Source organism: Aeromonas rivipollensis (assembly GCF_037811135.1).
Taxonomy (GTDB): domain Bacteria; phylum Pseudomonadota; class Gammaproteobacteria; order Enterobacterales; family Aeromonadaceae; genus Aeromonas; species Aeromonas rivipollensis.
In genome coordinates, this window is the sequence record NZ_CP149130.1 from 3,835,001 (window position 1) to 3,848,588 (window position 13,588).

11 protein-coding genes (1 of these 11 only partly in view) are annotated in these 13,588 nt (G+C 60.3%); 5 read left to right on the forward strand and 6 right to left on the reverse strand.

What is annotated here, in order from left to right; all coding sequences use genetic code 11:
* Both rapA and rluA read left to right on the forward strand, forming a co-directional pair.
* Positions 1-2,430, forward strand: partial view of an RNA polymerase-associated protein RapA gene (gene rapA, locus WIR04_RS17365; protein WP_338888588.1) — the 3' portion only. The gene continues 438 nt to the left of window position 1, outside the view; only the last 2,430 of its 2,868 coding nucleotides appear in the window; the start codon falls outside the window, past its left edge; its stop codon occupies positions 2,428-2,430.
* Between the two features lie 109 nt (positions 2,431-2,539).
* The gene (rluA, locus tag WIR04_RS17370) at positions 2,540-3,196 is read left to right on the forward strand and encodes a bifunctional tRNA pseudouridine(32) synthase/23S rRNA pseudouridine(746) synthase RluA (protein WP_307766011.1); all 657 of its coding nucleotides are present in this window, start codon (positions 2,540-2,542) and stop codon (positions 3,194-3,196) included.
* A gap of 72 nt (positions 3,197-3,268) precedes the next feature.
* On the opposite strand, the gene WIR04_RS17375 is transcribed toward rluA, so the two are convergent.
* The 5 genes from WIR04_RS17375 to WIR04_RS17395 all read right to left on the reverse strand — a co-directional run bounded on the left by WIR04_RS17375 (position 3,269) and on the right by WIR04_RS17395 (position 8,036).
* Positions 3,269-3,457, reverse strand: coding sequence for a hypothetical protein (locus WIR04_RS17375; protein ID WP_338888593.1), 189 nt, complete (start codon positions 3,455-3,457; stop codon positions 3,269-3,271).
* 58 nt (positions 3,458-3,515) lie between these two features.
* Positions 3,516-5,447 carry a putative bifunctional diguanylate cyclase/phosphodiesterase gene (locus tag WIR04_RS17380; protein WP_307766010.1) on the reverse strand — a complete coding sequence of 644 codons (1,932 nt, stop codon included), beginning with the start codon at positions 5,445-5,447 and terminating at the stop codon, positions 3,516-3,518.
* A 25-nt stretch (positions 5,448-5,472) separates the two neighbouring features.
* Complete coding sequence (locus WIR04_RS17385) at positions 5,473-5,970, reverse strand: molybdopterin-binding oxidoreductase (RefSeq protein ID WP_338888595.1); 498 nt, start codon at positions 5,968-5,970, stop codon at positions 5,473-5,475.
* Positions 5,971-6,065: 95 nt separating this feature from the next.
* Entirely contained in the window at positions 6,066-7,700 is a 1,635-nt protein-coding gene (gene groL / locus WIR04_RS17390; protein ID WP_025325745.1) for a chaperonin GroEL, read from the reverse strand.
* A 42-nt stretch (positions 7,701-7,742) separates the two neighbouring features.
* Positions 7,743-8,036 (reverse strand): co-chaperone GroES, encoded by a 294-nt coding sequence (locus WIR04_RS17395; RefSeq protein ID WP_005309514.1) that lies wholly within the window; start codon positions 8,034-8,036, stop codon positions 7,743-7,745.
* Positions 8,037-8,278: 242 nt separating this feature from the next.
* On the opposite strand from WIR04_RS17395, the gene WIR04_RS17400 reads away from it, so the two are divergent.
* The gene (locus WIR04_RS17400; RefSeq protein ID WP_338892623.1) at positions 8,279-9,613 is read left to right on the forward strand and encodes an MATE family efflux transporter; all 1,335 of its coding nucleotides are present in this window, start codon (positions 8,279-8,281) and stop codon (positions 9,611-9,613) included.
* 37 nt (positions 9,614-9,650) lie between these two features.
* On the opposite strand, the gene WIR04_RS17405 is transcribed toward WIR04_RS17400, so the two are convergent.
* A complete protein-coding gene (locus WIR04_RS17405) occupies positions 9,651-10,127 on the reverse strand; it encodes an FxsA family protein (protein ID WP_025325743.1) in 477 nt (158 codons plus the stop codon).
* A gap of 448 nt (positions 10,128-10,575) precedes the next feature.
* On the opposite strand from WIR04_RS17405, the gene aspA reads away from it, so the two are divergent.
* Both aspA and WIR04_RS17415 read left to right on the forward strand, forming a co-directional pair.
* The gene (aspA, locus tag WIR04_RS17410) at positions 10,576-12,018 is read left to right on the forward strand and encodes an aspartate ammonia-lyase (RefSeq protein ID WP_025325742.1); all 1,443 of its coding nucleotides are present in this window, start codon (positions 10,576-10,578) and stop codon (positions 12,016-12,018) included.
* Between the two features lie 128 nt (positions 12,019-12,146).
* Positions 12,147-13,466, forward strand: a complete 1,320-nt coding sequence (locus WIR04_RS17415) for an anaerobic C4-dicarboxylate transporter (RefSeq protein ID WP_338888599.1) — start codon at positions 12,147-12,149, stop codon at positions 13,464-13,466.
* Positions 13,467-13,588 lie beyond the last annotated feature (122 nt).

Below are 13,588 nucleotides of genomic sequence, written 5' to 3' on the forward strand. Positions count from 1 at the left end.
GCCGGTGGCCGGGTCAGCCTGATCCCGCACCAACTCTATATCGCCCATGAAGTGGGTCACCGCTACGCACCGCGCGTATTGCTGGCAGACGAGGTAGGTCTGGGCAAGACCATCGAAGCGGGCATGGTCATTCATCAGCAACTGCTCTCCGGTCGCGCCCATCGGGTGCTGATCCTGCTGCCCGAAACCTTGCAGCACCAGTGGCTGGTCGAGATGCTGCGCCGCTTCAACCTGCACTTCTCCCTGTTTGACGAGGAGCGCTGCATCGAGGCGTTCGCCGATGCGGAGAACCCCTTCGAGACCGAACAGCTGGTGATCTGCAGCCTCGACTTCCTGCGCAAGAAGCGTCGTCGCTTCGAGCAGGTGCTGGAAGCCGAGTGGGATCTGCTGGTCGTCGACGAAGCACACCATCTGGAGTGGAGCGAAGAGGCGCCGAGCCGCGCCTACGAAATGGTGGAAGCGCTGGCCGAACAGGTGCCTGGCGTCCTGCTGCTGACCGCCACCCCGGATCAGCTGGGTCACCAGAGCCACTTTGCCCGTCTGCGCCTGCTCGATCCCGAGCGCTTCTACGACTACGACGCCTTCCTCGCCGAGGAGCAGGCCTATGGTCAGGTCGCCAGCGCAGCGCAAGAGCTGCTGGATGGCGAGACCCTGAGCGATGAAGCCAGGAAGATCCTCGCCAGCCAGCTTGAAGGACTGGATATGAGCGATGCCGCCACCCGTCAGCAGGCGGTCGCCAAGCTGCTGGATCAGCACGGCACCGGCCGGGTGCTGTTCCGTAACAGCCGCGCCAATATTCAGGGCTTCCCCGAGCGTCACCTCAACGTCTACCCCATGCCGCTGCCGGAGCAGTACAAGACAGCCATCAAGGTGATGGGCATGATGGGCGGCAATGGTGGCGATCTGCAGACCCGTGCCCTGCGCTACCTCTACCCCGAGAAGATCTTCCAGCAGTTCGAAGGCGACAACGCCACCTGGACCCAGTTCGACCCCCGCGTCGAATGGTTGCTGGAGCTGCTGCTCTCTGCCCGCCAGCAGAAGGTGCTGGTGATCTGCTCCGAAGCGGCTACCGCCATCGCGCTGGAAGAGGCGCTGCGTACCCGTGAAGGGATCCGTGGTGCTGTGTTCCACGAAGGGATGTCGATCCTCGAGCGAGACAAGGCCTCCGCCTATTTCGCCCAGCAAGAGGGTGGCGCTCAGGTGCTGCTCTGCTCCGAGATTGGTTCAGAAGGTCGCAACTTCCAGTTTGCCAGCCATCTGGTGCTGTTCGATCTGCCCCTCAATCCGGATCTGCTGGAACAGCGTATCGGCCGTCTCGATCGCATCGGTCAGCAGAATACCGTCGAGATCCACGTGCCCTATCTGGAAGGGACTGCTCAGCGCGCCCTGCAGCTCTGGTATCACGATGGTCTGGATGCGTTCGAGCAGACCTGCCCGACTGCCCGCCCGGTATTCGAAGCGGTGCGTGACGAGCTGTTCGAGCTGCTGGCCGCCAACACCGGCGATCAGGCGACTCTCGACGCCCTGCTGGTCAAGACCCGCGAACTGCACGAGCCGCTCAAGGCCCGACTGGAACAGGGTCGCGATCGCCTGCTGGAGATCCACTCCAGTGGTGGCGCCGCCGCCCAGCAGCTGGTCGACAAGCTGGCCGCCGAAGATGACGACACCGGCATGATCTCCTTCGCCCTCAAGATGTTCGACGAGATCGGCGTCAATCAGGATGACAGGGGCGAGAACGCGCTGGTGCTGACCCCGGGGGATCACATGCTGGTCTCCAGCTTCCCGGGCCTGCCACAAGATGGCATGACCATCACCTTCGATCGCAACACCGCCCTGTCACGGGACGACATGGCGCTGCTCTCCTGGGATCACCCCATGATGCGCGGCGGTATCGACCTGATCCTGGGCTCCGAGATCGGTGCCACCTCGGTCGCACTGCTCAAGAACAAGGCGCTGCCTATCGGCTCCATCCTGCTTGAGCTGATCTTCGTCGCCGAGTCTGCGGCCCATCCCCAGCTCTACCGCTTCATGCCGCCGACGCCGATCCGTCTGTTGATGGACAAGAACGGCCAGAACCTGGGTGAGAAGGTGGCGTTCGATGCCTTCAACCGCCAGCTGACCCCGGTCAACCGCCACCTTGGCAGCAAGCTGGTGACGGCTTCCCAGCCGGTGATCCACGGTCTGATTGGCAAGGGTCAGGCCATTGCCGACGAGCTGAAAGCCGGGATTGTCGACAAGGCCCGTGCCCAGATGGCGCAGACCCTGCAGCAAGATCTGGATCGTCTGGAAGCGCTCAAGGCGGTCAACCCGAACGTGCGCGACAGCGAACTGGATTATCTGCGCAATCTGCAGGCAGAATTGCACCACCTGATCGATCAGACCCAACTCAAGCTGGATGCCATCCGCTTTATCGTGGTCACCCATAACTGACGCGATACTGAAGAGACATGACCGGCTCATGCTGGATGTCATGCCCTTTATGATTGTGGTTACTCATAACTGATGGGGGCTTGCCCCCACCTTCTGATGCGAGACATTTATGTTTGAATACTCACCGCCTCTGGAACCCTGGCTCGATATCCTGTTCAAGGACAAGGACATCATGGTGGTCAACAAGCCCACTGGCCTGCTGAGCGTCCCCGGGCGCGGCCCCGAGAATGAAGACAGCGTCCTGCATCGGGTGAAGCAGCAGCACCCCAAGGCAGCGGCTGCCCATCGCCTCGACATGTCCACCACTGGCGTCATTGTCATTCCCCTCAATCCCAATTCCCATCGGGAGCTGAGTCGGCAATTTCGCGAGCGTGAGACCGAGAAGCACTACCTCGCCTGGGTGTGGGGCGAGCCGGAAGCAGGCTCTGGTCAGGTTGACCTGCCGCTCTGCGTCGACTGGCCCAACCGCCCGAAACAGAAGGTGGATCACGAGGAGGGGCGTCACGCCCTGACCCTGTGGGAAAAATTGAAGGTGGAGGACGGCAACAGCCTGATCAAGCTGACCCCCATCACAGGTCGCTCGCACCAGCTGCGCGTCCATATGCTGGAGCTGGGGCACCCCATTCTGGGTGACAACCTCTACGCCCATCCGGATGCGCTGGCGGCGGCGCCCCATCTCTACCTGCATGCGGCCAGCCTGACCATCAGCCATCCTCGCAGCGGCGAGCGCATGACCTTCGAGGCGCCGGCCCCCTTCCCGCTCTGATCCGAAGGGATGCGAAGCAAATCGCAGATATAAAAAAGCCCCCATCGCGAGATGGGGGCTTTTTCATTGGGGTCAGACGCGAATATCGATCCTGCTTCCAAGGGAAGCGCTGGCCGATGTCGGCGCTGCCGGAGCGGACTGAGCTGCTGTTGCCAGCAGTTTCAAAGCCGATTCGCCCTCCTGGGTCTGCTGCTTCTTGGCCAGGTTGGCCACCATCAGTGCAGAACCAAACGACGCATTTGCAGAGCTAGAAATATCCATTGTGTACCTCCTGCCTAAACACTATCGGCCAGAACATGGCAGACATGAGTCATATCGTTCAGAGCAGATATGCCTTGTCCGGCGCACGCCGTGCCAGCCAGCGTTCCTCCATCTCCAGCAGGGTCTGATAGGCCTTGGACGCCTGCTCCGGACGGCTGAACAGATAGCCTTGTCCGTAGAGATGGATGTCGGTCAATGAACGCAGCACGTCGAGCTGGCCCTGAGTCTCGATGCCTTCACACACCAGCTTCTTGCCCAGCATGGAGCCCATGCGGCAGATATTGGCCACCAGCTCGGCCGCCTCTATGGAGGTGTCTATGCCCTGGATGAAGGATCTGTCTATCTTCACCTTGCTCACCGGCAGCTTCTGCAAATAGCTGAGAGAGGAGTAACCGGTCCCGAAGTCATCCAACGCCAGGTGAACCCCCTGCTGACTGAGATCCTGCATCAGCTGCAGCGAGTTCTTCACCTCGCGCATTGTGGTGTCTTCCGTCACCTCCAGTACCAGGCAGGATGCGGGAATATGGTGTTCCATCAACGCCTTGGCCACCAACTTCAACAAGTTGCGCTGGTACATGCCAGGGGAGATATTGACGCACATCTGCAGATCGACCAACCCCAGGTGCTGCCACTGGTGGAGTTGCTCGCACGCCGTGTTCAGCACCCAGCTCCCCAGCTTCTCGGCAAGCTGGAACTCTTCCGCCACCTGGATCACCTCGTTGGGCGGGATGAAGCCAAGCTCGGGATGACGCCACCTCAGCAACGCCTCCACCGCCTCGCAGCGACCGCTTTCCAGGTTGACGATGGGTTGGTAATAGAGTTCCAGAGCATTGTGTTCCAGCGCCATCACCATGTCGGAGGCAAGGTGCTTGCGCCTGGCGGTTTCGTTGAGCAGGGAGCTGTCATAGATGACATAAGGCACATGGGTCTTGCGGCTGTGGAACAGCGCCTGCTCCGCCCGGCTCAGCAGCTCCTGGGTCTGGTTGCTGTCCGTGGGGAAGAAGGCGATGCCTATTCCCACCTCCAACCGGAAGGGGTAGCTGTCGATGATGATGTCTTGCTTGATGGCGTGGAGCACCCTCGCCACCAGCTCCCTGACCTGACGCAGGTCGCTGCTGTCCCGTTGCAGCATGGCGAGCTGATCGCCCCCGAGACGCGCCACCCACTCGCCGTTTTCACACAGGGCACGAAGCCGCTTGGCCAGCTCCTGCAGCAGTATGTCACCTGTGCTGTAGCCAAACTTGCTGTTGATGTCCCGAAAATCGTTGATGTCGATCAGCACCAATCCGAACGGGGTATCACGGCTGACATAGGACTCCATCTTCTCCAGCAAGGCCAGCCTGTTGGCCAGTCCGGTCAGCGGATCGACCCGGGCCGTTCTGAAATGACGCCTGGCTTCACGCACCAGCAGACCGCTGAGCAGAATGACGGATATCACCAGGCCCAACACCATGAACAGCAACGCATCGCGCAGCTGACCGAAGCGCTTGTCATTGCCCGAATAGACGTTGATGTTCTTCTGCATCATGGAGGCGAGAGAGTAAGAAAGCGGCTCCTGCAAGGGCGCAAGGGTCATCATGATCTGCTGGTAGTCCGGCATCCCCGGCTTCAGCCTGGTCAGCTCCGGCTCCAGCTTGCGGATATTGCTCTCGGTCAGCTGAACCAGCCGCAGCGTCTTCGGATTGTCCGACAGGCTCTTGCGCAGTTGTCCGCTCAGCAGGATCGGCGTCCGGCTCCAGAGGATGTCGTAGCGCAGCAGCAGGGTCTCATGGTCGATGCCGCCGTAATGGTAGATCTCGACGGCATTGAGAAAGCGCCCCAGCTCGAGCTGTAGCTGCATCAATGCCCAGGAGACGTCATAGGTGTACTTTTCCATCACCCGGGTCGCATTTTGTATCTGCACCAGGCAATACAGCGTGCTACCCGTGAATAACAGAATGGATAGATAAAGAACGCCGAGTAAGGGCCAGGCCCTGGTCTTCGCTTTCACCCAGTACTCCCGCAAGTCACCGTCTTTACTGCTGAATATCGATTGCGCTCAGTTGCCAGATCATCATGTCGGTGAACTCGGATCGCTTGAGTTCGGGATGCTGATCCAGCGGCAGGATAAACCAGAGCGGCCCTTTGTCACGAACCCGCATGGTCACCCCATCATCCTGCCAGGCCAAGATGGGATCGTATTGCCTGACCTTATCCCAGTTGATCCGGATCTGGAAACTATTCAAGGCGGTGAGCGTGATGCTCTTGCCGTTGGCCTTCACCGCCGTCAGCACGTCCGCCAGCTTGGGTCCCACGTATTTGTGCGGTTTATCCACCCAGGGATTGCTCGTTACTATCTCATGCTGTGGCAGGGCCTGGATCATGGCCATGTCGAAGGCGACCTCACCAGCAGCCGGGTTTGCGGGATCCAGATTCCCCGTCACCTTGAGGATCACAGGCCCCTCGGGAGCGGCCAATGCCATGGTGGGGACGACAAGGGATAACAGTAATGGGATCAGGCCTAATGTTCGCATGCTCACCTCAGATCATTTCACTATCAACAACTTCAGCTTAGTAGCACTAAAAAAAACGGCCCGCAAAAGCGAGCCGTTTGATGACTATGACGGAATTACATCATACCCATACCGCCCATGCCACCCATATCAGGCATGGCCGGGGTATCTTTCTTCGGCAGCTCGGAGATCATGCACTCTGTGGTGATCATCAGGCCGGCGATGGAAGAGGCGAACTGCAGGGCAGAACGGGTCACCTTGGTCGGATCCAGGATACCCATTGCCAGCATGTCACCGTACTGTTCGGTATAGGCGTTGTAGCCGAAGTTGCCCTCACCGTTCTTCACGGCGTTGGCAATGACGGAGGCTTCTTCACCGGCGTTGATGACGATCTGACGCAGCGGTGCTTCCATGGCGCGCAGGGCGACCTTGATACCCACGTTCTGGTCTTCGTTGTCGCCACGCAGAGAGGCCAGCTTGGCGGCCACGCGCACCAGCGCCACACCACCACCAGCAACTACGCCCTCTTCTACGGCAGCGCGAGTGGCGTGCAGGGCATCGTCAACACGGGCTTTCTTCTCTTTCATCTCGACTTCGGTGGCAGCGCCAACCTTGATGACGGCAACACCGCCGGCCAGCTTGGCCACGCGCTCTTGCAGCTTCTCACGGTCATAGTCGGAAGAGGTATCTTCGATCTGCTGACGGATCTGAGCCACGCGGCTCTCGATCAGGGCAGCATCACCCACGCCATCGATGATGGTTGTGTTCTCTTTGGTGATGACGATGCGCTTGGCACGGCCCAGATCTTCCAGGGTCGCTTTTTCCAGCTCCATGCCCACCTCTTCGGAGATCACAGTACCACCGGTCAGGATGGCGATATCCTGCAGCATGGCCTTGCGACGGTCGCCGAAGCCAGGCGCCTTGACGGCAGCCACTTTCACGATGCCGCGCATGGTGTTGACCACCAGGGTCGCCAGCGCTTCACCTTCCACGTCTTCGGCCACGATGATCAGCGGTTTGCCCGCCTTGGCCACGCCTTCCAGCACCGGCAGCATTTCGCGGATATTGGAGATTTTCTTGTCCACCAGCAGGATGAAGGGGTCATCCAGCTCGACGGAGCCGGTTTCCGGCTTGTTGATGAAGTAGGGAGAGAGGTAGCCACGGTCGAACTGCATGCCTTCGACGACAGCCAGCTCGTCTTCCAGACCCTGACCGTCTTCTACGGTGATCACGCCGTCACGGCCGACCTTGTCCATGGCTTCGGCGATCAGTGCACCCACTTTCTCGTCGGAGTTGGCGGAAATGGTACCGACCTGAGCGATGGCGTTGTTGTCGGCGCAGGGCTGGGACAGGGCCTGCAGCTCGGCGACGGCGGCCACAACGGCCTTGTCGATACCGCGCTTCAGATCCATGGGGTTCATGCCGGCGGCAACGGCCTTCAGGCCTTCGTTGACGATGGCTTGCGCCAGTACGGTAGCAGTGGTGGTACCGTCACCGGCGGCGTCGTTGGCCTTGGAAGCGACTTCCTTGACCATCTGGGCGCCCATGTTCTGGAACTTGTCTTCCAGCTCGATCTCGCGGGCAACGGAGACCCCATCCTTGGTGATGGTCGGGGCGCCGAAGGACTTGTCCAGTACCACGTTGCGGCCTTTCGGGCCCAGGGTCACCTTGACGGCGTCGGCCAGAATGTTGACGCCTTCCAGCATTTTGATGCGGGCTTCGTTGCCAAACTTAACTTCTTTAGCTGCCATGTTCTTCAGTCCTTAAATCAATTCGGGAAAAGGGGGAGGTGATTACTCTTCGACAATCGCCAGGATGTCGGTCTCGGACAGGATCAGCACGTCCTGGCCATCCAGCTTCTCGGTCTTCACGCCGTAGCCTTCGTTGAAGATCACCTTGTCACCCACCTTGACGGCGAGGGCTTTGACATCGCCATTGTCCAGAATTCGGCCAGTCCCCACGGCAAGAACTTCACCACGGGTGGACTTCTGGGCCGCAGTGCCAGTCAAGACGATGCCGCCAGCGGATTTGGCTTCAGCTTCGATGCGCTTGATGATGACGCGGTCGTGCAGTGGACGAATTTTCATCGATAACTCTCCCAAAATGAGTCTCTGTGTTGCTTGAGGAATGGCCGCAGTCGGCCAAATTTGTTATGCCCCTGATCTGGGGCAATTTGGGTAGCCCTTCAAGGGCAAATACAAAAAAAATATTTTCACGTACTATGAGTATCTTCGATGGATCACCCACCCCCAATCAGGAAGGCGGATGGACACGGCCAGCATTTCGGCCCAGAGCACATAGAGACCCTGCCTTGAGCCGACCAAATCCCATGCTGACCGAGCCCATGACGCCAGTGCTGCTGCGCATGACGGGCCCCATGATCCTCGGCATCGTTGCCATCCTCGCCTTCAACCTGGTCGATACCTTCTTTATCGGCATGCTGGGTACGGAAGCACTCGCTGCCATCAGCTTCACCTTTCCGGTCACCTTCGTGGTCACCTCCCTCACCATGGGGCTGGGAGCGGGACTGTGCGCCCTGCTCGGTCATGCCCTGGGTCAGGGCCGTCACGACGAGGCCGCCCGCATCACCACCGACTGCCTGTTCCTCGCCGTCATCCTGGTGACCCTGCTCGCCGTGCTGGGGGCGCTGACCATAGAACCCCTCTTTACCCTGCTGGGCGCCAGCGCCGAGCTCATTTCCCTCATCCACGACTACATGCTGATCTGGTATCTGACCGTGCCCATGCTGGTCATCCCCATGGTCGGCAATGCCGCCATCCGGACCACTGGGGATACCAAGACCCCCAGCCTGGTGATGGGGGTGGCCGGCCTGGTCAACGGGGTGCTGGATCCCCTGCTCATCTTCGGGCCCGGCCCTTTCCCCGAATGGGGCATCCGCGGCGCCGCCATCGCCACCTCCCTCTCCTGGTTGATAGCCATGCTGGTCAGCCTGCACATACTGCGCAAGCGGGAGCAACTGCTGTCATGGCGCCTCTCCCCTCGCCCGCGTCTGCTGGCCCACTGGCGCGCCCTGCTGCAGGTGGCCGTGCCCGCATCGTTTACCAACATGCTCAATCCGCTGGCCAACGCCGTGTTGATGGTCATCTTCGCCGGCCTGGGTACCGAGGTGGTGGCCGCCTATGGCGCCGCCTCCAGAGTGGAGGCGCTGCTGCTGATCGTGATGATGGCGCTCTCTTCCGTGCTGGCCCCCTTCGTCTCGCAGAACTGCGGGGCGGGCAATCCGGCGAGGGCCAGGGCCGCCCTGCTGCTCTGCATGCGGTTCGCCCTGCTGTTCCAGCTCGCCATCTACGGCCTCGTCTGGCTGCTGGCGCCTCTCATCGCCAACCTGTTCAGCGATCACCCTCAGGTCGTTCGGCTGATCGTGCTCTACCTGCATCTGGTGCCCATCGGCTACGGTTTTCAGGGCATGGTGATGTTGCTGGCCTCGGCCCTCAACGGTGTCAGAGCCTCGACGGTGTCATTCGTCTTCAACGGCATGAGGCTGTTCGTCTTCTTGCTGCCAGGGGCCTGGCTGGGGGCAAAGCTGGGGGGAGAACAGGGGATCTATCTGGGGATATTGCTGGCAAACCTGGCGGCGGGGCTGCTGGCCTGGGGCTACGCCCACCGCAGGTTTGAGGGGCTCTGCCATCAGGTCCACCCCTGACGGCGAGGCCCCCGATATGGCGGCAGACTCCGTTCACTCACTCCTTGCGTTCGAATTCGCCTTCAATTGTGGTTCCACCCCCCTTGACCTGGTCCGGCTGCCCCTCGCCAGGGCGCGCCCCGAACGGCGGTTGCTGCCCCTGGAAGCCCCCCATCTGCATCCTGAACTGGCTGCTGCCCACCAGCTTGTCGGCCAGTCTGTTACGCAACCAGGGCTGCAGCAGCAGGATGCCGAAGAAGTCGGTCACGAAACCCGGAATGATCAGCAGCAGGCCGGCCAGCGCCAGCATCATGCCCCCCATCACCTCGCGGCCCGGCATCTCACCCTGCTGCATCTTCTGCTGGGCGCTGAACAGGGTCTTGATCCCCTCGCTGCGCACCAGGGAAGAACCCAGCACCGCGGTCAGCACCAGCAGGCCCACGGTCGGCAAGGCACCTATCACCGAGCCCACCTCTATCATCACGGTGAGCTCCAGCAATACCAGGCCAACCAACAACAGTAACAACTTGCCCATAGCAACCTCAGTGCGGTGAATAAATGAACCTGCCATCACGCTGTGAGCGGAGTATGGCCCATGCCAACTCGTCATCGCGCAGGTCTCTTGTCACTAAAATGGGGAGCCATGCCGGTTTTTCAAGTCCGCGGCGCCAGACAACCCGGGTTCGGGAGAAATATTTGGTCACCCAACTGTGATTGAAGTGATTGTTCTGTCAAAGTTAATCGCTCAATTGCAATATCTGTTTAATGACCACAAGATATTTGGGGTTGCCTCAAATTTAGTGATCCAAGTCTAATATCAGATACCTCAATTGAGGTAAGATCTATCCCAGTCATTGCACAGGGAGCTATCGGTTCCCCACTGCCCCACCCGATGTGTGGTGCTTCAGGATGAAATGTGCGTAAGGAAGTCGCGACCACTCGGTGAGGATCGTTTCCATTTATCTGATTTCTGAGGCATTACAATGAGCGACATCAAGAACGTCCGCATTGAAGAAGACCTGCTGGGCACCAAAGAAGTTTCCAACGATCTCTATTACGGTGTGCATACCCTGCGCGCCGTCGAGAACTTCAAGATCAGCACTCAGAAGATTTCTGACGTTCCCGAATTTGTCCGTGGCATGGTGCTGACCAAGAAGGCCGCCGCACTGGCCAACGGTGAGCTGGGCACCATACGTCCCGAAATCGCTGACAAGATCATCGAAGCATGTGACCTGATGCTGAACACCGGCAAATGCTTCGACCAGTTCCCGGTCGATGTCTATCAGGGCGGCGCCGGTACCTCCGTCAACATGAACACCAACGAGGTGCTGGCCAACATAGCACTCGAGTTGATGGGTCTGGAGAAGGGCCGTTACGACGTCATCAACCCGAACGATCACGTCAACAAGTGCCAGTCCACCAACGACGCCTACCCCACAGGTTTCCGCGTGGCCGTGGTCAACAGCACCGACACCACCCTGTTTGCCCTGGAAAGCCTGATCGCCGCCTTCGATGCCAAGGCTGCCGAGTTCAAGAGCATCCTGAAGATGGGTCGTACCCAACTGCAGGATGCTGTCCCCATGACCCTGGGTCAGGAGTTCCATGCCTTCGCCGTCACCCTGCGCGAAGAGATCAAGTCCATCAAGCGTTGCCAGGAGCTGCTGCTGGAAGTGAACCTGGGCGCCACCGCCATCGGTACCGGCCTGAACACCCCGCCCGAGTACTCCGCCCTGGCCATCAAGCGTCTGGCCGAGATCACCGGTCGTGCCTATGTGCCGGCAGAGGATCTCATCGAAGCGACCTCCGACTGCGGCGCCTATGTGATGCTGCACGGCGCCATCAAGCGTCTGGCCATGAAAATGTCCAAGATCTGTAATGACCTGCGTCTGCTCTCCTCCGGCCCGCGTACCGCGCTCAAAGAGATCAACCTGCCGGAAATGCAGGCGGGCTCTTCCATCATGCCGGCCAAGGTCAACCCCGTCATCCCGGAAGTGGTCAACCAGTCCTGCTTCAAGGTATTCGGTAACGACGTCACCATCACCTTCGCCGCCGAAGCCGGTCAGCTGCAGCTGAACGTCATGGAGCCGGTGATTGGCCAGGCCATGTTCGAATCCCTGAGCCTGATGGAAAAAGCCTGCATCTCCCTGCGCGAGAAGTGCGTGGAAGGCATCACCGCCAACCCGGAAATCTGCATGAACCACGTGCTGAACTCCATCGGCATTGTGACCTACCTGAACCCCTTCATCGGTCACCACGAAGGTGACATCGTCGGCAAGATCTGCGCCCAGACCGGCAAGAACGTCCGCGAAGTCGTGCTTGAGCGCGGCCTGCTGACCGCCGAGCAACTGGACGAGATCCTCTCCATCGAGAACCTGATGAATCCGCAATACAAGGCCAAGCGTTACACCCGCGAAGCCACCGTATAACCGGAATCCTGGGCCGGGTATATCCCGGCCCCATAGAGTCAGTTCCCGAGCGGCCTCCTGCTAGTCCCGTCGGGAATTGGCTTTCTGCCTAATAAAACCTAAAAAAACTGGAAAATGGAGTGTTCGCTATGATTGGAATCGAGTTACTTGTGGTGCTCGCCGCTATCTATCTGGGGGCCCGGATAGGCAGCATCGGCATCGGCTTTGCCGGTGGTCTGGGGGTGCTGGTACTGACCTGGGGTCTGGGCATGCCCATCCCGAGCGATCAGCTGGTGACCTACCTCCCCTGGGACGTGATCATGATCATCGCGTCCGTCATCTGCGCCATCGCCTGCATGCAGCTCGCCGGCGGGATGGACTACCTGGTGCACCTGGCCGAGAAGGCACTGCGCAAGAATCCCAAACACATCACCTTCGCCGCCCCCGTCGTCACCTACCTGATGACCATGCTGGCCGGTACCGGCCACACCGCCTTCTCCACCCTGCCGGTGATCGCCGAAGTGGCCAAGGAGCAGGGCATTCGCCCCTCCCGTCCGCTCTCCATCGCGGTCGTTGCCTCCCAGATCGCCATCACAGCCTCGCCCATCTCGGCAGCCGTGGTCGCCTTCTCCGGCATGCTGGAGCCGCTCGGTGTCGACTACCTGACCCTGCTGGCCATCTGCATCCCGTCCAGCTTCATCGCCTGTCTGCTGGGGGCCTTCGTGGCGAACATGCTGGGCAAGCCGCTGGAGCAGGATGAAGTCTACCTGGAGCGCAAGGCCAAGGGCCTGATCAAGCTGCGCGGCACCAGCAAGGTGGAGCTCAAGCCTTACGCCAAGCTCTCCGTCGGCATCTTCGTCATCGCCATCGTCGCCGTGATGGCCTATGCCACCGCCATCTCCGGCAACGTGGGCCTGATCGCCAGCCCGCCCATCCCCCGCGATGGCGCCATCATGGGCATCATGCTCTCCGCCGCCACCCTGATGGTGCTGTTCTGCAAGCTGGACGCCGCCCAGATCACCAACATGCCCACCTTCAAGTCCGGTATGTCCGCCTGTATCTGCGTACTGGGTGTGGCCTGGCTCGGCAACGTCTTCGTGAAGGGCAACATGGTCGAGATCCAGGCGTTCGCCGGCGATCTGCTGAGCCAGTACAGCTGGCTGCTGGCCGTGGTGCTGTTCTTCTCCTCCATGCTGCTCTACTCCCAGGGTGCCACCACCAAGGCACTGATGCCGGCCGCCCTGGCACTGGGCGTCAGCCCGCTGGCGGCCATCGCCTCCTTCGCCGCTGTGAGCGCCCTGTTCGTACTGCCGACCTACCCGACCCTGCTGGCGGCGGTCGAGATGGACGACACCGGCTCCACCCGGATTGGCAAGGCGGTCTTCAACCACCCCTTCTTCATCCCGGGCGTGGCCACCATCGCCATGGCAGTGGCGCTGGGCTTCTTCTTCGGCGGTCTCATCCTCTGATAGCGAGCAACTCCTTGCCAAACGGCCCTTCGGGGCCGTTTTTTTATGTCCGGCCGCCGCGAATGGCCCCCGAACGCCCATGAAAAAAGCCGCTCAAGGGAGCGGCTCTCGTCATCAGGGGC